Origin of the sequence: Paucibacter sp. PLA-PC-4 (assembly GCF_026241155.1) — a bacterium.
GTDB lineage: Bacteria > Pseudomonadota > Gammaproteobacteria > Burkholderiales > Burkholderiaceae_C > Roseateles_E.
The window spans coordinates 235992-253962 of the sequence record NZ_JAPFGP010000001.1 but is presented as its reverse complement, the minus strand read 5'-3'; the positions used below and the strand labels follow the sequence as shown (position 1 = coordinate 253962).

The window sequence follows — 17971 nt, the reverse complement described above, 5'->3', positions numbered from 1 at the left end:
GCTAGAGCAAGGTGCTCATCTGGGTATCTCCAGAAGGCCGCAGCGGCAGGTAGATGTGGAACACTGCGCCGCCGCCCTCGCGATTGAGCGCGTGGATGCGGCCGCCGTGGATCTCGACAATCTTGCGGCAGATCGCCAGGCCCAGGCCGGTGCCGCCAGAACCGTCCTTGGTATGGCTGGATTGAACAAAAGCCTCGAAGATGGTGTCGAGCTCGGCCGGCGGGATGCCCGGCCCCCGGTCGGCCACACTCAGGTGGATCTCGCCCTGCGGCGTCAGCTCGCCCTGCAGCTGTAGCTCGCTGCCCTCCGGCGAGAACTTGATCGCATTGGCCGCCACGTTGCGCACCACTTGCTGAAAACGCAAGGGGTCGACCTTGGCATTCAGTGGCTCTTCGGGCAGCGCCACGAACAAGCGCAGCTGGCGCCGCGCGATCAAGGGCTCGAGCTCGCGCAGCACGCTGTGAACCAGGCCGCGCAGATCGCAGCGCTCCAGGTCGAAGGTGCCAACCGAACTCTCGATCTTTGAGACGTCCAGCAGATCATTGACCAGGGCCAGCATGCGCTGGCCAGAGGCATGGATGTCCGTGAACATGCTGGCCAGCTTGGGATGATCGCGCCCCCGCATCATGCCCAGCTCGGAAAACCCAAGGATGGACTGCAGCGGCGTGCGCAGCTCATGGCTCATATTGGCGACAAACTCCGACTTGGCGCGCGAGGCTTGCTCGGCCACGTCGCGGGCCTCCCGGGTGGCGCGCTCGGCATCGCGGAACTCGCTGACATCCATCAGCGTGGCCAAGATACCGGCCGGTTCGCCGTGTTCGTCGCGCACCATCACCTTGGTCACCAGCATGTCGCGACGCTGGCCGTCGCTGTGCAGCAGCTGTGTCTCGTAGCGCAGGCGCCCGCCCTCGCTGAGCAGACGCTGGTCCTGGGCCTCATGGACAGCGCGCTCGGCCACCGGCATGAAATGCCCCACCTGCGTGCCGATCACATCTGTGCGGCGCCGCCCGGTGAAGTCCTCCCAGGCCTTGTTGACGGAGACATAACGCCGCTGAGCATCAATCATCGAAATCGGCTGTGGGCTCAGCTCCAGCAACAGGCCAGTGAAGGCCAGTTGATGCTGCAGCCGCGTCTGGGCGGCGTAGCGCTCGGTGACATCCACTGCACTGCCTGCAAAGCCAACGATGCGTCCCTGGCCGTGCAGGGGAACGACCGCAAGATCGAAGCGGCGCAGCATGCCATCGCTGGTCAGCACGGAGGCCTCGGCGTTGCGCACGCCGGTGCGATCACTGAGGCTGAACAACGCGGCCACGCGCTCGCGGTCCGCCGGGACGACCAGATCCGGCAGGCGCCGGCCCAGCGCCTGGTCGCCGCGCGCCTGGCTGATCGCGCCCCAGCGGGCATTGACAAAGCTCAGCACACCTTCGGCATCGGTGCGAAAGATCAGCTCCTGCACGCTTTTAAGCAGCACACTCATCTCGCGCTCGCGCAAGGCGACCTGCTCATGCGCGCGGTTCAGCTCACGCCTTGCTTGCGCGCGGGAGTGCAGGCTGCGCAGCACCACCGCAGCCGTGCCGGCAATCAGCAGCAAGGCGCCCAGGCCTATGGGGAGCAGCCAGAGTAGATTCTGGCGCCAGGCTGCCAGCGCAGCCTTCTGCGACTGCTCCACCAGCACCACCAGCGGGCGGGTGCGCGACACCCTGAAGGCCACCACTTGGGGGCCTGCGTCGTTGCCTGCGCCCACATAGCTGCCATGCTCACGCGCCGGCAGCCATTCCTCGAACACGGGATGGCCCTGCAACCGCTGGCCGGGCTCCAGAGACAGCAGTTGAGTTGCTGCCAGCACGCTGCCGTCGTAGCGGGTCAGCAGAGCCAGACTCTCCGGGTCGGACAGCACGCCCTGTTGGTAATTCGCGAGCGCATCAGGATTGATCAGGGCCAGCAGCAGCAAGCGCTCGCCGCCAGGGCTGCGCATCTGGCGCCACAGTGGCAGCATCGTCAGGCTGGGCGCCTTCGGCGCACGCGCGGCCGACGCCAGGTCCGCCAAGCCGCGGCCAGCCTGCGGCGGCGCCAGCAGGTCCCGCCCCTCGGCAGGCAGCGGCCCCAGCAACCGCAAGTCGATGCGCAGGCCTCGCTCGGCCGGCGTCGAGCTGGCCAGCACATCGCCGTGCAAGTCCAGGATCGCCAGGCTGCGCATGAACGGCAGTCCCGGCATTGCCTGGGTCAGCAGCGGCTGGAGCCGGCCAGGCTCGGTGCTGGGCTGCAAGGCCACGCTCTCGCCGAGCGTGGCTAGTGCCAGGGCGGCAGTCTCCACGGTAAGGGTGACATGATCCTCCAGCACCCGCGCCAGCAGTTCGTTGCGCGCGCGTGCGCCCTCCAATGCTCCGCGCCGCTCAAACCAAGCAAACGCACTCATTGCCAGCACTGTCAGCAGCGCCAGCAACACCGCGATGAGACCGACCAGCGGACCGATACGCCAAGGCTTTGCGAGGATGGCTGCGGTCGCACGCATCCGGCTAGTTGACCACGATTGCGGACAGGCCGTGCCGCTTGGCCGCGGCCTGCAGGCGGCCATCACGCTTGATGCGGGCGACAAACTCGTCCAGCCGCGCCAGCCAGGCGGGGTCGCCCTGGCGGACCGCATAAGCATAGGGCAGCACATGGAAGGGCTGGGGCGGTGCGATCAGCTTTGCCCAGTCGGCGTTGTCCAGCAGCCGTCGGCTGTAGGGATAGTCGGTCATGAAGACATCGACCCGCCCGGCCTCCAGCTCGCGCTCGCGCGTGGCTGGTGGCCGCACGACGGCCAACTTGGCATGTTTGAGCGCAGCTGGCATCACGCTCTCCATCACCGTGCCGGCCTGCACGGCCACGACTACGCCGGGCTTGTCTATGTCGGCCCACTCGCGCACGACGCGATTGCTGCGGGTCGTCACCCCGTAGATATCGCTTTGCAGATAGGGCTGGCTGAAGTCCAGCTGCTGGCGGCGCTGCGGCAGCACGCCGATCGCGAACATGGCCACATCGCAACGCTCGCTCTTCAGGTCTTGGACCAGCGTCGGGAAGGACGAGGCGACATGCTCCAGCCTGACACCGAGCTCGCGCGCCAGCTCGGTTGAAAGGTCGATGTCGATGCCTCCCAGCGCCTGGGAGCGCGGGTTGCGATAGGTAACGCCGTAGTAGTCAGGCCAGATGCACACACGCAAGATTTTGCTGGCGCCAATACGCTCCAAAGTCGGGCTGTCGGTTCGGGCATGGGCGGCCGGGCTTGCTGCCCATAGCAGGGCCAGGCTCAGCAGAAAGGGGCGAAGCGTGTTCAGCACGGCATTCCTCAAGCAGGCAGGGACATCGTTTCAAAGCTCGGCGGATGTTGGTTGATCTGCTCGCGCAGCTCAATCAGCGCCGGCGCATTGGCGATGAAGCAGTCGACGATGCGCGGATCGAAGGCCAAGCCACGCTGCTCGCCGAGCATGCGCAGCGCCACCTCGTCGCCAAAGGCATCGCGATAGCAGCGATCCATGGTCAGCGCGTCGAAGAAGTCAACCACCGCGACGATGCGCCCGGCCAGCGGGATCGCCTCGCCGCTCACCCCATGAGGATAGCCGCAGCCGTCCCAGCGCTCATGGTGGGTCAGGGCGACCTCGGCCGCCAACTGGAACAGCGGGATGCGTGAGCGCCCGAGGATCTCCGCGCCCAGCGTCGGATGGGTATTCATCACCCGACGCTCTTCGGCGGTGAAGCTGCCGGGCTTCTTCAGCACATGGTCGGGTATACCGATCTTGCCGATATCGTGCATCGGTGCTGCCCGGCACAGCATCTTGGCAAAGGCGGCCGGCTCGCCCAGCATCAGGGCCAGCGCCTCGGACAGGTAGCCGATGCGCATGATGTGCACGCCGGTGTCGTCATCGCGCAGTTCGGCCGCGAGCGACAGGCGCAGCAAGGCCTCGTGGTGGGCACAAGCCACCTCGCGCAAAGCCTCGTTGCGCTCCTGGTACATGCGGCCCAGGTCCGACACAATGCGCTCCATCTGTTCGTTGGCGGCGGCGTCGAAAACATGGTCCTGGCGGCTCACAGTCGCGGCATACATGGCATTCTCCAATCAGTCTCAGGCGAGCGCGCACTTCGCGGCGATTGTGTCTATCAGCTGAAGCGGGCTGAAAGGCTTGACGAGATACGCATCCGCTCCGGCCTGCAGGCCGGCCTCGCGATCCCTTGCTTGACCTCGGGCGCTCAGAAGCAGGACTTGCACGCCCTGCAGTGCCGGATTGGCCTTGATCCTGCGGCAAACCTCCAGGCCATCGAACGCCCCGGGCATCATCACGTCAAGCAGTACGACATCTGGTCGGACGGTCTCGACGAACTGCAGTGCGGCCTCCCCGGTCGCCTCCTCGCGAATCTGGTAGTTGTCGAACTCCAGCGTCATGCGGATCAGTCGGCGGATGTCGGCATGGTCGTCCACAATCAATATCGTCTTCAAGATGGCTCCTGATGGGGCAGATGGCATGGCGCATTATTACTTGTATCATTTTTATCAATCAACCCTTTAGACGATTCAGGTTCGACAAAAACCGGCAAAATTGCGCAATGCCTAAAACAAATCCATCATCTGGCTTTGAAGAAACCAGCGACTACAGCACCTTGGAAGTCGCCCGCAGACTGGGCATGGCCGTTCGCTCGGTACAACTGATGGTGGACCGCGGCGAACTGGAGGCCTGGAAGACCCCCGGCGGCCACCGACGTATCGCCCGCAGCTCTGTAGATGCCTGGCTGTCGCGCCGTGGTGTGCCAGCCACTGAAGCCCAGAATGTCCAGCAGCCCCTTGTGCGCTCCCTCAGCCGGCGGCCGCGCCTGCTGCTGATCGAAGACTCGGTGCACTACCAGAACCTGATAGCGATGCTGCTGGGCCAGCAGTTCCCGGAGTTAGAAGTGCATATGGCCGCCGATGGCATCGTCGGGCTGGCCATGTATGGGCAGTTGCAACCCGAATTTCTGCTGGTAGATATCCTCTTGCCCGGCATCGATGGCGCCACCCTGATCACCAGCCTGCGATCCCAGCCCCAGTTCGCGGGAAGCCGCCTGATCGTCATCACCTCGCTGGATGCCGCCCAGCGCGAGCCCTATGCCTTTGCGCTGCAAGACGTGCCGGTTGTGCATAAGCCCCGCCTCGTGATGGATTTGCCAGTGCTGCTGCGCGAACAGTTGAGTATGGAGGCCAAGGCTTGATCCCCAGACTCCCCCTGCCGACGAAGGCCTGCGCTTCCGTGTGGAGCCCGGAATCAAGCCTATGAACACCGGTCGACCTCGCGTCCTGCTGATCGAGGATGACGCTTCGCTTCAGCGCTTCGTCGGCCTGGCCCTGGAGGATCTGGGGATCGAACTGCTGGCACTGCCGACGGTGGACGAAGGGCTGGCCGAGTTGGTCCGCGCTCCAGTGGATCTGATCTTGACTGACCTGATGCTGCCCGGACGTTCAGGCTTCGAATTGATCGATTCACTGGCAGCCAATCCGGCTCTACAAGGCGCCGCAAGGCTGGTGGTCTTCAGTGCGGGTCTGAACCCGCAGGTGCGCCTGCGCCTGGAGCGGCCTGAAGTCTGGCGACTGCTGTCCAAGCCCTGCAGTCTGGTCGATTTGCAAGGCTGCGTTAGTGATGCACTGTCCTTAGGGGGCGAGCAAGCCGCAGCCATCGTCGTCAAGGCAGACCCAGCGACTGCTCGCGCTATCGCCGAACATTTCGGTGGCAACGAGCCGCTCTACCGCAGCTTTCGCGCCAGCTGTCTGCAGCAGTTTGGCGCCGACCTGATCGAAGGCGACCGCGCCCTGGCAAGCTGCGATGCCCAGGCCCTGCGGCGCCTCGCTCACAGCCTTAAGTCCGTGTTGCTGACCCTGGGGCACACGCAACCTGCGATTCTCGCCCGCGCGCTGGAAGACAGCAGCCATGCGGCCGACTGGGCCGTCGCAACGCCGCAATGGCATGAACTGCGGGAGCAGCTTCGGGCCTTGCGATAGGGTCCGACTGCAGTAGATCCCGCATTTTTGCATCGCACATGTGATAGTTGTCACAGTGAATATGATACCAATATCATTTGTATCATTTAAGATGCTCGCATTACTGATTAACTACACCCGCTCGCAGCGGGCTGTGATGCGATGTCTTCCACCACTCTCGCCCCCCAAGCTCCCGCTATTCAGCGACCCCTGGCTCAACCCGGCAGCGCGCTGGTCGAAACCGTCACGTCGGCCGGCCTACCGCTGGAGCTGCTGTGCTTTCGAGTCGGTGGCCAGGAGTACGGCCTGCCGCTGCACAGCATTCAGGAGATCCGCAGCCACCAGCAGGCCACGCCTCTGCCCGGCCAAGACACTGCCGTGCTGGGCGTGCTGGACCTGCGCGGCCAAGTCATCGCGCTGCTGGATCTCTGCCGCCTGTTGAATCTGCCGATTGCCACGGGCGAGGACGCCGAGTTGCGGGCCGTGGTCGTGCTGGTACAGGACGGGCGGCGTCTGGGCCTGATGGTCGATGAGGTGCTGGACGTGTTGCCAGTCTCCCCGGAGCAGCTGCGGCTGCTGCCTCAGCTGCCCGGCGACTTCGCCCACCACTACCTGCGCGGCATGGTCTCCAGCGATGAGCGCCGTGTGCTGCTACTCGATGCGAGCCTGTGGATCGACGCCTACGCCACCTCCTAACCGATCCAGGATGGATCGCTGCCCCGACTCAAAAAGCTTCAAACCAAGCGTTCTAAGAGCTCTAGACGTTTGGTCTCGGCCTAAGCCGAAACCCAAATACACCAGGAGTACGACATGAAACTCTCTTCCCACTTTGGCATTGCACATTGCCTGTATGCAGTAGCCGGCCTCATATGCGCCGGCTTGCTCGGTCTCGCCGGCTTCGCCTGGAACAGCTTGGGCCAGGTATCGGCGCTGGCTGAGCGCACCGAGGCGGTGCTGGTACCTCAGCTCACGCGCATCGCTGCGGCCGAACTGGCAGTAACGCGCAGTTCCCTGCAACTGCGCCATGCCATCCTCGCACGTACCCCAGAAGAACAACTGACCGCTTTGAACGACATTGCAGCCCATCGCCGAACTATCGACGAGGCCCTTTTTGCCTATCATCGGGATCTCTCCACGGCACAGGGCAAGGAGCTGTACACATCGGTGCCCGAGCGGTTGGCGCAGTTCTGGACCTTGGCAGAAGCCAACGTGGCATTGATCAAGAGCGGCCAGACCCAGGAGTCCTTTGCCTTTCTGGTCGACCGGACCATTCCGTCCCGCAATGCCTTATTGGAGGTGCTGGGCAAAACGGTAGCCCATCAGAGGCAGACGCTCCACGGCACCATCACCGAAATTGAGCAGAGCTCGGGCGCCACACTGCGAATTCTTCTCGTTATGGCGCTTGGCGTGGCAATCGTGTTGCTGGCGTCGGTCTGGGTGGTGAGCCGGCTGCTGCGCCATCGCATTGCCGCCTCGCGCGAAGTGGCCGAGCGAGTGCGCAGCGGGGATCTGACGCAGCCGGTTCTCGATGCTCGCCGTGATGAGTTCAGCCCTTTGTTGGTCGCCATGGACGAAATGCAGACCAGCCTACGCGGCCTGGTGACCGAGGTGCGCGGCAATGCCGAAAGCGTGGCCACCGCCAGCGCCCAGATCAGCCAGGGCAATGCCGATCTGAGCCAGCGCACTGAGGAGCAGGCCTCGGCCCTGCAGCAAACTGCCGCCTCGATGGAGCAGATCAACGGCACGGCACAGAGCAATGCCGACAACGCCGCCCAGGCCAGCCAGTTGGCCAATCAGGCGGCCGGCGTAGCGCACCATGGCAGCCAGGTGGTCGGCGAGGTGGTCAGCACCATGCGCGAGATCGAGCAGGCCTCGCGCCAGATGGAGGACATCATCTCCGTGATCGACGGCATCGCCTTTCAGACCAACATCCTGGCGCTGAACGCGGCCGTCGAAGCGGCACGGGCCGGCGAGCAGGGCCGCGGCTTCGCGGTGGTGGCTGGCGAGGTGCGTTCGCTGGCGCAGCGCTCTGCAGAAGCCGCTCGCCAGGTCAAAAGCCTGATCGGCCAGAGCGTGGAGCGGGTAAGCGCAGGATCCAGTCTGGTCGACAAGGCCGGCAGCACCATGCTGGAAGTCAAGGCCTCGGTGCAGCGGGTCAGCGACATCGTCGGCGAGATCGCCGCCGGCAGTCGCGAGCAGATGAGCGGCGTGACCCAGGTCAGCCAGGCCGTCAATCAGATGGACCAGACCACCCAGCAAAACGCCGCCCTGGTAGAGGAGTCGGCCGCCGCCGCAGAGAGCCTGCACCATCAGGCGGAGACCCTGGTCAAGGCCGTGGCGGTGTTTCGCACCGGCACCGACCTGGCTGTGATCGATGCATCTCAGGCACCAGCCGGCTGGACAGGTGAGGAGCGCCGCAAACCCACCCGCGCCACCAACGTCACCCGCCCGGCTTTCGGGCGCCGGGCGGCGGCGGCGCCGCTGCGCTCGGCCTCTACCGGCACTGATGGCGAATGGGCCGCCTTCTGAGCCATGGATACCGGCAGACTCCTGATGCCTGCCAGCGCCGGTTTGCCGCCGGCCTGCGATACGCCAGAGTACCTGAGTCTTCGTGTTGGCGGCCGAGACTACGGTATCGATCTGCGCCATGTGCAGGCCATCCAGCCTTATGACGAGGGACTGCGGCTAATGGGGGCATCGCCTTGGCTGTGCGGCGTGAAGGACCGGCAGGATGCGTTCGTTCCGTTGCTGGACTTGCGTGCCCTGCTGCCTGCTACTGCGCCGAACCAGACCGCTGCGCCGCGCCAGGGAGTCGTCGTGATTGTGGAGCTGCTGCAAGGCCGCTTGGGCTTGCTGGCCGAGGCCGTCAACGATGTGTTCGAACTGACCGATCTGCCGCAACCCGATCTCGGTGACCCCATTTCCAATTGCAAGGCACAGCGCTTGCGTGGCTCGCGTGTAATGCAATTGCTAGATTCGCGGCGGCTTGACGACTGGCGGAGCTGCTATTGAGCACCGGACGCGGTGCGGATAAGCTCCATTCTCCCGGCCATCTCCAGTCTTTAGTCGGATCGCGTTCCGTGCAAGATCGGTGGCGCAACCAAGGAATTCGCACATGATTGCTCTCGCACGAATGGGGATCGCCACCCGGCTATACGCGCTGGTTGGCGTGCTGGCCGCTATGCTGGCGGGCGTGCTCTGGTTTTCAACAGAACATCTGCACGACATCGCCGAGATGGCCGACGACACCAGCCGGCACCGTGTGCCCCAGTTGCAGCGCGTCGCGGCGCTCGAGATCAATGTCACGCGCAGCTCGCTGCAACTGCGTCATGCGATCCTGGCGCGCAATCCCCAGGAGCTGGCGGCCACACTGGCCGACATCGGGGAGCGTCGCAAGCTGATCGACACATTGATCGTGGACTATCAGCAAACCATTACCAGCAACGATGAGAAGCTGCGCTTCGAGAAGGTCCCGGCCATGGTCCAGGCCTTCTGGCAGGTCGCCGGCGACAATCTCAAGCTGATCGAAGAAGACCAGAAGGCCGAGGCCTTTGCCTTTCTGGTGGACAAGACCATCCCGGTGCGTAACGCGTTGCTGGTAACCTTGCTGGACAACGTCAAGCTCCAGGAAGGCAGGTTGAACAAGGGGGTCGAGCAGATCGAGCACGAAACCGTGTCGATCTCTAAAGTGTTGGCGGGGTTGGTACTGACCCTTGTCGCCGTGCTGTGCGGCTTTGCCTGGTACATCGGCCGCCTGCTGCGTGCGAGGGTCAGCACGGCGCTGATCGCCGCCCAACGTGTGCGCGATGGCGACATGGCCATCGCCATCACCGACACGGGCAATGACGAGGTCTCACCCTTGCTGAGCACGATGAACGCGATGCAGCTGGCGCTGTCGGACATCGTGCGCCAGGTGCGCAGCAATGCAGAGAACGTTGCCAATGCCAGCGGCGAGATTGCGCAGGGCAACGAGGACCTGAGCCAGCGCACTGAGGAGCAGGCCAGCGCGTTGCAACAGACGGCTGCCACGATGGACGAACTATCGTCCACCGTCAGCAACAACGCGCAGAACGCCAAGCAGGCCAAGCAACTTGCCGCCAGCGCCTCGCAGATTGCCGTCAACGGCGGCCAGGTGATGAGCGAGGTTGTACAGACCATGCGCGGCATCGACGCTGAATCCAAGAAGATCGCCGACATCATCGGTGTGATCGATGGCATCGCCTTTCAAACCAATATCCTGGCGCTGAATGCTGCCGTCGAAGCAGCGCGCGCCGGTGAGCAGGGTCGCGGGTTCGCGGTTGTGGCGGCGGAGGTGCGTTCGCTGGCCCAGCGCAGCGCCAATGCCGCCAAGGAGATCAAGACCCTGATCACGGCAAGCGTGCAGCGAGTCGAGCAAGGCACCCAGTTAGTGGATCGGGCCGGCGGTACGATGGACGAGGTCGTGACGGCCATTCAGCGCGTTGCCGACGTGGTCAGCGAGATCAGTTCGGCCAGCGAGGAGCAAAGCCGCGGCGTCAATCAGATCGGCCATGCGGTCTCGCAGATGGATCAGGTCACGCAGCAGAACGCAGCCCTGGTCGAGGAAGGCGCATCCGCTGCTGAAAGCCTGAGGCTGCAGGCACGCCAGTTGGTCGACGCGGTAGCAGTGTTCAGGATTGCCTGAGCCGAACAGCAAGCCGGACCATGCTCAGATCGCCAACGGATCCACATCCACCGCCCAACGCAGCAATCCCTTGTGTTCGCGCTTGAGCATCTGCAGCTCCGGCATCCACAGCCACAGCAGGCGCTGCAGCGCGCCGCGTGTCGGCGATTCGACCAGCATCTGCAGGCGCTCGATATTGGCCACCCGGGCCACGCTCATGGGTACCGGTGGGTAGATCAGCACGCCACTGGCCTCGGGCAGGGCCTGGGCCCATTGCGCGGCGGCGCTCAGAAAGTCCCGCGCGGCCTCCACGGTGCGGCCCTCGGCACGCAAGAGCGCCAGGTGCGAATAGGGCGGCAGGCCGGCACTCTCGCGCTCGGCCAGTTGACTCTTGGCAAAGGCCTCGAAGTCATGGCGCTCCAGCGCCTTGTAGAGCGCATGCTGCGGATGCCAGGTTTGCACCCACATTTCGCTGCGCGCAGCCTGTTGGGCATCTCGGCCAGCCCGGCCAGCCGCCTGCATCAGTAGCGCGAACAATCGCTCGGGCGCGCGGAAGTCGCTGCTGAACAAGGCGCCGTCCGGGTTGACCGCCGCCACCAGAGTGATGCGGCGGAAATCGTGGCCCTTGGTGATCATCTGGGTTCCGACCAGGATGTCGACCTCGCCGTCATGCACCGCGCCAAGCTGCGCTTCCAGCGCTCCCTTGTGCTTGGTCGAATCGGCATCGATGCGGGCAACGCGGGCGCCCGGCAAGGCCTCGGCCAGCTGTTCCTCCAGCCGCTCGGTGCCGCGACCCAGCGGTGCAATGTCCTGGTTGCCGCAGTCGGGGCAGGCATGGGGCACGCGCTCGGTGAAGCCGCAATGGTGGCAGCGCAGCGTGCGGTCGCCTTTGTGGAACACGCGGTAAGCGCTGCAGTGCGGGCATTCGCTCTTCCAGCCGCACTCGGTGCAGTGCAGCACCGGTGCATAGCCGCGTCGATTCAGGAACACCAGACTCTGCTCCCCCCGCTCCAGCCGGCCGCGCAATGCGGCGACTAGCGGCGCGGTCAACGCGGTCATCACGCCCTTGTTGCGTGGCAGGCTGTTCATATCGAAAAGGCGCACCCGCGGCAGCGCGCCGCCGCCGATTCGCTCAGGCAGCGCCAGGCGCTGGTAGCGGCCGCTGTTGGCATGTTGCCAGCTCTCCAGCGAAGGGGTGGCGGAGCCGAGAATGACCGGCACCTTTTCGAGCCGGGCGCGGTAGACGGCCAAGTCTCGCGCGGAATAGCGGGCGCCGTCCTGCTGCTTGTACGAGGGGTCGTGCTCCTCATCGACAGCGATCAGGCCCAGGCGCGGCATCGAGGCGAACACCGCCAGTCGCGTGCCCAGCACCAGCTCGGCCACGCCCAGGTGGGCGCCCAGCCAATTGCGCAGCCGCTGGGCCGGCGTCAGACCGCTGTGCAGCGAGACGATGACCCGGCCTGCAAAGCGCTCTGCAAAACGTGTCTCCAATTGGGGCGTGAGATTGATCTCGGGCACCAGCACCAGCACTTGGCGGCCGGCTGCAAGCGCATGCTCGGCGGCGCGCAGATAGACCTCGGTCTTACCACTGCCGGTGACGCCGTACAGCAGCACCGGCGGCGGCGCTGTGTCAGCACCGGCCGCCATCAAGGCATCGATCTTCTCCAGCACCTCGGCCTGGGCAGGGCTCAGCTGCGGCTTTGCCACGACGAGCTCGGGGCTTGCGGCCTGGACTGCGATCCATTTATCAAGCTTTTTCAGCCTCGCCTGAAGCTGTTGACCGTCAAGCTCGCGCAATTGCGGCGGAAGTACCGACAAAGCCACCTCGCCGGCACTGCGCTGGTAATAGCTGGCCGCGAAATCGACCAGCGCGCACCAACTGGGCAGCAGCGGAGGCAGGCCGTCAAGCACGGCGCTGATCGGTCGCAGTTGGGACTCATCCAGCAGCTCGGCGGCCGGGTCGGGTGAGCCGGGCCAGACCATGCCGGTCAGCTCGCGCCGGCCCAGCGGCACTTGAACCAGGGTGCCTGGCGTGAGCACTCGCTCGCTCAGATAGTCCAGCGCCCCGATGATGCCGCTGTGCTGGGGTGCGTCGACCACCACGCGCACGCGATGCTGCTGGGACTCGCTCATTCCCGCCCCAAGATCGAATCAGGCTGAGGAACAGGCTCTAAATTCATGATTTCAATACGTTTTCCACCGAAGGCCTGTTTCTGTGGATAACTTTGTGGGGAATTTATTAACAGCCCCGCTGCCGCTGCCGGACGCCGCAGGGCTGCTCTGCAAAATGCATTCCCCCGCAAATCGGCGAAAGCCCAATGAATCAACGACTTAGAAGACTCTCGGGAAAACACTGAGCTGCGCCGCAGCATGGCAAATGCGAAGTTTTCGCGTTGCGAAAAATGGGGATAAGTCAAAAGCGGAGTGCTTGCTCACCCACCGTGTGGCTGCCGCAAAAGCCGCGAATAGGTATGCACCTCATCAACCAAGGCCGTCACCGATTCGGGCGGGGTGTGCTGGCTGATGCCATGGCCCAGATTGAAGATATGGCCGCTGTTCGGGCCAGGTGCACCGAAGCTGTCGAGCACCGCCCTGACCTGCTCGCGCACCGCGTCGGGAGAGGCGAACAGCACGTTCGGATCGAGATTGCCCTGCAGCGCGACCTTGTGGCCGAGTTGTGCGCGGGCACGGCCCAGATTGACCGTCCAGTCTAGGCCAACCACATCGGCGCCTGCATCGGCGATCTCGTCCAGCCACAGGCCGCCGCCCTTGGTGAACAGGATGCGCGGGATGCGCTGGCCTTCGTGTTCGGTCTTGACCTGGGACAGCACGCGCTTGGAGTAGTCCAGCGAGAAGCGCTGAAACATGCCGTCGGCCAGCACGCCGCCCCAGGAGTCGAACAGCATTACGGCCTGGGCGCCGGCATCGATCTGCGCGTTCAGATAGGCGGCCACCGCGTCGGCGTTGACCTGCAGAATGCGGTGCATCAGATCCGGGCGCGCATACATCAGGCTCTTGACCTGACGGTAGTCGTCCGAGCCGCCGCCCTCGACCATATAGCAGGCGAGGGTCCAGGGGCTGCCGGAGAAACCGATCAGTGGAACGCGGCCGTTCAGTGCCTGGCGGATTGAACTCACCGCATCGAACACATAGCGCAGCTTGTTCATGTCCGGCACCTCGAGCGCGGCCACGGCCGCCTCGTCGCGCACGACCTTCTCGAACTTCGGACCCTCTCCGATCGCAAACGACAGGCCCAGGCCCATCGCATCGGGCACGGTCAGGATGTCGCTGAACAGGATGGCGGCGTCCAACGGGTAACGCTCCAGAGGCTGCAGGGTCACTTCGGTCGCGTAGTCGCGGTTGGTGGCCAGGCCCATGAAACTGCCGGCTTTGGCCCGCGTCGCGCGGTACTCGGGCAAGTAGCGGCCGGCCTGGCGCATCAGCCAGACGGGGGTGTGCTCGGTGGGCTGGCGCAGGCAGGCGCGCAGAAAGCTGTCGTTTTGCAGGGGAGCGCTCATCCGTTCATTATCCGCTGCGATACTGCCTTGATATACGCCGGGACATCACCAACTAGCCGGCCAACCGTTCCATAAGGAGGTGTTTCATGAATTGGATCAAACGCAGCGGCCTTGCCGCCCTGGTCTTGGCTTCGACGCTGGGCCTTTCGGGCTGCGGCTACAACGAGTTCCAACGCCTGGACGAGCAGGTGAAGGCCCAGTGGTCCGAGGTGCTAAGCCAGTACCAGCGCCGCGCCGACTTGATTCCGAACATCGTCAACACCGTCAAGGGCGAGGCCAATTTCGAGCAGGAGACGCTGACCAAGGTGGTCGAGGCGCGCGCCAAAGCCACCAGCATTCAGGTCACGCCGGAGCTGGCCAACAATCCCGAGGCGCTGAAGAAGTGGCAGTCCGCTCAGGGCGAACTCTCCAGCGCGCTGTCGCGCTTGCTGGTAGTGACCGAGAACTATCCCAATCTAAAGGCCAACCAAGGCTTCCAAGATCTGCGTGTGCAGCTCGAAGGCACCGAGAACCGCATCACCGTGGCACGCAACCGCTACATCAAGTCGGTGGCCGACTACAACGTGCACGCCCGCAGCTTCCCGAACAATCTGACTGCGATGGTGTTCAGCTACGACACCAAGCCCAACTTCACGGTCGAGAACGAGGCCGCGATCCAGACCGCGCCAGCGGTGAGTTTCGACAAGCCCGCGTCCAAGTAAGCGGACCTCCTCGATGCGCGGCCCGCTTGCCCTGATCCTGGGGCTGTTCCTTGCGCTGAGCCTGCCGGCCTTGGCGCAGGAGGAACAGCCGGTGCCGGCGCTCAGTGCGCGGGTGATCGACCGAACTGCCACGCTCAGCGAGTCCCAGCGCGCCGCGCTGGAAGCCAAGCTGGCGACCTTCGAGGCCGAGGCCGGGCCGCAGATCGTCGTGCTGATCACCGCGACCACGCTGCCAGAAGACATCGCCGCCTATGCGCAGCGCGTGGCCGACAGCTGGAAGATCGGTCGGCGCGAGGTCGGCGACGGCGTCCTGATCCTGGTGGCCAAGGAGGATCGCAAGATACGCATCGAGGTGGCCAAGGCGCTGGAGGGCGCGGTTCCCGATTTGGCGGCGCGGCAGATCATCCAGAATGCGATCACACCAGCCTTCAAGAAGGGCGACTATGCCGGCGGTCTGAATCAGGCCGTGGACCAGCTGCAGGCACGTATTCGCGGTGAGAACCTGCCGGTGCCGGGCCAGCGCTCGTCGGGCAGCGGCGCCAGCGGCTTTGACTTCGAGGAACTGGCGGCGGTGTTCTTCATCGGCGTGCCGGTACTGGGAGCGCTGCTGACCAGTCTCTTCGGCCGCAAGCTCGGCAGTGTCGCCACCGGCGGCGCAGCAGGTGCGCTGGGCTGGTTCTTCAGCACCAGCGTGATCGTCGCCGGGCTGGCCGGCGTCGCGGCCCTGGTGCTGGTGGGCGTGCTGGGCATCGGTGCAGCCCGACGGGGCGGTCGCGGCGGCGGCCTGGGCGGCGGCCCGGTCATCTGGGGCGGTGGCGGTGGGGGCGGCTGGGGTGGCGGTGACGGCGGCGGATTCTCCTCCGGCGGCGGGGGCGATTTTGGAGGCGGTGGCGCCTCGGGAGACTGGTGATGCCGACGCTGACCAAGAACCGATTGCTGCGGCTGCTGCGACACCGCTGGACCGATGAGTCCGATCTGAAGCGTGCCCTGCCCGGCGCGGCCGTGCCGCACCTGGAGCAGAAGGTGCGCGACAGCGAGACCCGCCACAACGGCGAGATCTGCGTCTGCGTGGAGGCCGGGCTGCCGCTGTCCTATTTGTGGAAGGGTTTGTCCGCGCGCGACCGCGCCGTGACCCTGTTCGGCAAGCTGCGGGTCTGGGACACCGAGACCAACAACGGCGTGCTGATCTATCTGCTGCTGGCCGACCACGCAATCGAGATCGTCGCCGACCGCGGGCTCAATGCTCGGGTGTCGGTGGACGAATGGGCCCTGGTGATTGAGGGGCTGCGCGCCGATCTGCGGGCCGGCCGCTTCGAGCCCGGCCTGATCGCAGCAGTCGATGCGGTCGACCGCTTGCTGCGCCAGCACTATCCGCTAGCCGAGGGCCAGAAGAACCCGAACGAGCTGCCGGACGCGGTGGTGTTACTTTGACTTGATGGGCTGCAACTTGCCGCTGAAGACCTCGGTCAGCGGCTTGTGCGTCAGCGGAGGGAACTTCAGCACTGGAACGGGCACGGCCACATCGGGCAGGTGGTCCAGCAGATGGCGTATCAGGGTCAGACGGCCCCGCCGCTGATCATTGAAGTCGACCAGAGTCCACGGCGCATGGCGGCTGTGGGTGGCCAACAGCATCCGCTCGCGCGCCTCGCCGTACTGCTTGTAGAGGCGACGTGCATCAACGTCGATCGGCGAGAGCTTCCAACGCTTGAGTGGATCCTGCAGCCGCTCCACGAAGCGCTCCTCCTGCTTGGCCTGGTCGACGGTCAACCAGTACTTGCACACAAGCATGCCGTCGTCGACCAGCAGCTTCTCGAACGCTGGCGCCTGCTTCAGAAAGGCCGCCGTCTGCTCAGGCGTGCAAAACCCCATCACCGACTCGACGCCGGCGCGGTTGTACCAGCTGCGGTCAAACAGCGCGATCTCGCCGGCCGCCGGCAAATGCGGCACATAGCGCTGAAAGTACCACTCACCCTGTTCACGCTCGCTGGGCTTGCCCAATGCCACTACATGACATTGGCGCGGGTTCAGCGTCTCGGAGATCGCCGATATGACGCCGCCCTTGCCGGCGGTGTCGCGTCCTTCGATGATGACCAGCAAACGCCGGCCGCTGTGCTGCAGCCAACGCGCCATGGCGTTGAGCTCCAGCTGCATTGGCATCAACTGCTCAAGATAGTCGCTCTTTCCGAGCCTGTCCTGCTTGGACTTCTTGCTGGCCATGCATGCTCCTTGTGGAGCCACTAGCTTATACGAGGGTCAGGCTTTGCATGCCGGCCCAGCTCTCGCCGGGGGCCAGCGTGATCGGATGCTCGATGGCCGCAGCCTCGATGCACAGCATCTGCCGCCAGCCCTCGGCCGGCATATCGGCCAGCGCCGCGCATTTCTCGGCGCCAGGGTTCCAGACCACCGCGTCTTCGAAGCCCTGCTGGCGGATCAGCAGCTCGCGCTTGTCGGCGCCGCGCTGCTCGACCAGGGTCAGGTCTTGCTTGACCTGATGGTAGATACGGTCGAGGTCCTGCGCGCCGGGGCTGCCGGGCAGCAGCAGGTCGACACGCTGGCTCTTCTCGACGTGATCGATCGAGTCCCAATAGTGCAGACCCGACAAGCCTTGGACGCTGCTTTCATTCAGATCCTGGACGCGCAGATAGCTGTGCAGCGCTCCGGTAAAGCTGAAGGACGTGTCGCCGCGGTTCTCGCAGGCGAGCTCAATCTCCAGGCTGCGACCGGCCACGCGCACGCTCAGCTCGGCCTCGAAGGCATGGGGCCAGAACATGCGCGAGGCGTCATCGTCGGCCAGGCGCAAGACCGCCAGCGCATCGTCGTCGCCTTGCTCGGCCAACACCAGCTGCCAGGGCTTGCTGCGCGCAAAGCCATGCTTTTGCAGCGTACCGCGCGCGGCAAACTGCGGAAAGCACACCGGTACGCCGCCGCGGATGGCCTGTCCGGTAGCGAAGTCCGACTTCGGCGACAGGTACAGCTGCTCGTCGCCACCAGCCGGTATCCAGGACACGATATGAGCGCCGTGCAGAAGCAGCGTGGCGCGGGCGCCGTCTGGGGCAAGCAGTTCCAGGGCATCCATGCCTTGGTAGCGGGTCAGAGCGATAGCGGTGGGCATAGGTAGACAGTGTAA

General features: G+C 64.8%; 18 protein-coding genes. 9 read left to right on the top strand and 9 right to left on the bottom strand.

The window, feature by feature from the left end; genetic code table 11:
* Position 1: 1 nt before the first annotated feature.
* Genes OOZ63_RS01275 through OOZ63_RS01260 form a run of 4 tightly spaced genes read right to left on the bottom strand, consistent with a single transcriptional unit; the run spans position 2 to position 4474 of the window.
* Complete coding sequence (locus tag OOZ63_RS01275) at positions 2–2512, bottom strand: ATP-binding protein (RefSeq protein WP_266003493.1); 2511 nt, start codon at positions 2510–2512, stop codon at positions 2–4.
* A gap of 4 nt (positions 2513–2516) precedes the next feature.
* Positions 2517–3317 carry an ABC transporter substrate-binding protein gene (locus tag OOZ63_RS01270; protein WP_416234682.1) on the bottom strand — a complete coding sequence of 267 codons (801 nt, stop codon included), beginning with the start codon at positions 3315–3317 and terminating at the stop codon, positions 2517–2519.
* An 11-nt stretch (positions 3318–3328) separates the two neighbouring features.
* Entirely contained in the window at positions 3329–4084 is a 756-nt protein-coding gene (locus tag OOZ63_RS01265) for an HD-GYP domain-containing protein (protein WP_266003492.1), read from the bottom strand.
* A gap of 18 nt (positions 4085–4102) precedes the next feature.
* Positions 4103–4474, bottom strand: a complete 372-nt coding sequence (locus tag OOZ63_RS01260; RefSeq protein ID WP_266003491.1) for a response regulator transcription factor — start codon at positions 4472–4474, stop codon at positions 4103–4105.
* 107 nt (positions 4475–4581) lie between these two features.
* On the opposite strand from OOZ63_RS01260, the gene OOZ63_RS01255 reads away from it, so the two are divergent.
* From OOZ63_RS01255 to OOZ63_RS29050, 6 genes are all read left to right on the top strand, one after another.
* Positions 4582–5220, top strand: a complete 639-nt coding sequence (locus OOZ63_RS01255; protein WP_266003781.1) for an excisionase family DNA-binding protein — start codon at positions 4582–4584, stop codon at positions 5218–5220.
* Between the two features lie 61 nt (positions 5221–5281).
* The gene (locus OOZ63_RS01250) at positions 5282–6004 is read left to right on the top strand and encodes a hybrid sensor histidine kinase/response regulator (RefSeq protein WP_266003490.1); all 723 of its coding nucleotides are present in this window, start codon (positions 5282–5284) and stop codon (positions 6002–6004) included.
* 141 nt (positions 6005–6145) lie between these two features.
* Positions 6146–6679 carry a chemotaxis protein CheW gene (locus OOZ63_RS01245; protein WP_266003489.1) on the top strand — a complete coding sequence of 178 codons (534 nt, stop codon included), beginning with the start codon at positions 6146–6148 and terminating at the stop codon, positions 6677–6679.
* 114 nt (positions 6680–6793) lie between these two features.
* A complete protein-coding gene (locus OOZ63_RS01240; protein WP_266003488.1) occupies positions 6794–8512 on the top strand; it encodes a methyl-accepting chemotaxis protein in 1719 nt (572 codons plus the stop codon).
* A 24-nt stretch (positions 8513–8536) separates the two neighbouring features.
* Positions 8537–8995 (top strand): chemotaxis protein CheW, encoded by a 459-nt coding sequence (locus OOZ63_RS01235; protein ID WP_266003487.1) that lies wholly within the window; start codon positions 8537–8539, stop codon positions 8993–8995.
* A 103-nt stretch (positions 8996–9098) separates the two neighbouring features.
* A complete protein-coding gene (locus OOZ63_RS29050) occupies positions 9099–10646 on the top strand; it encodes a methyl-accepting chemotaxis protein (RefSeq protein WP_323055713.1) in 1548 nt (515 codons plus the stop codon).
* A 24-nt stretch (positions 10647–10670) separates the two neighbouring features.
* Here the strand turns inward: OOZ63_RS29050 and OOZ63_RS01220 are convergent, their stop codons facing one another.
* The 3 genes from OOZ63_RS01220 to hemE are packed head-to-tail and all read right to left on the bottom strand — an operon-like array spanning position 10671 to position 14143.
* Positions 10671–12758 carry a primosomal protein N' gene (locus tag OOZ63_RS01220; protein ID WP_266003486.1) on the bottom strand — a complete coding sequence of 696 codons (2088 nt, stop codon included), beginning with the start codon at positions 12756–12758 and terminating at the stop codon, positions 10671–10673.
* Positions 12755–13042, bottom strand: a complete 288-nt coding sequence (locus OOZ63_RS01215; RefSeq protein ID WP_266003485.1) for a hypothetical protein — start codon at positions 13040–13042, stop codon at positions 12755–12757. The genes OOZ63_RS01220 and OOZ63_RS01215 overlap by 4 nt, the downstream gene beginning before the upstream one ends.
* Before the next feature lie 15 nt (positions 13043–13057).
* Positions 13058–14143, bottom strand: a complete 1086-nt coding sequence (hemE, locus tag OOZ63_RS01210) for a uroporphyrinogen decarboxylase (RefSeq protein WP_266003484.1) — start codon at positions 14141–14143, stop codon at positions 13058–13060.
* Positions 14144–14229: 86 nt separating this feature from the next.
* On the opposite strand from hemE, the gene OOZ63_RS01205 reads away from it, so the two are divergent.
* From OOZ63_RS01205 to OOZ63_RS01195, 3 genes are read left to right on the top strand one after another with little or no spacing between them, the layout of a single operon-like run.
* Positions 14230–14844: a LemA family protein gene (locus OOZ63_RS01205; protein ID WP_266003483.1), complete on the top strand. Its 615-nt coding sequence runs from the start codon at positions 14230–14232 to the stop codon at positions 14842–14844.
* Positions 14845–14857: 13 nt separating this feature from the next.
* Positions 14858–15754, top strand: coding sequence for a TPM domain-containing protein (locus tag OOZ63_RS01200; protein ID WP_266003482.1), 897 nt, complete (start codon positions 14858–14860; stop codon positions 15752–15754).
* Positions 15754–16275, top strand: coding sequence for a TPM domain-containing protein (locus OOZ63_RS01195; RefSeq protein WP_266003481.1), 522 nt, complete (start codon positions 15754–15756; stop codon positions 16273–16275). Before OOZ63_RS01200 ends, OOZ63_RS01195 begins: the two co-directional genes overlap by 1 nt.
* Here OOZ63_RS01195 and ppk2 read toward each other — a convergent pair.
* Positions 16267–17061, bottom strand: coding sequence for a polyphosphate kinase 2 (ppk2, locus tag OOZ63_RS01190; protein ID WP_266003480.1), 795 nt, complete (start codon positions 17059–17061; stop codon positions 16267–16269). The genes OOZ63_RS01195 and ppk2 overlap by 9 nt on opposite strands.
* Before the next feature lie 25 nt (positions 17062–17086).
* Positions 17087–17956, bottom strand: coding sequence for a D-hexose-6-phosphate mutarotase (locus OOZ63_RS01185; RefSeq protein WP_266003479.1), 870 nt, complete (start codon positions 17954–17956; stop codon positions 17087–17089).
* Positions 17957–17971: the final 15 nt, after the last annotated feature.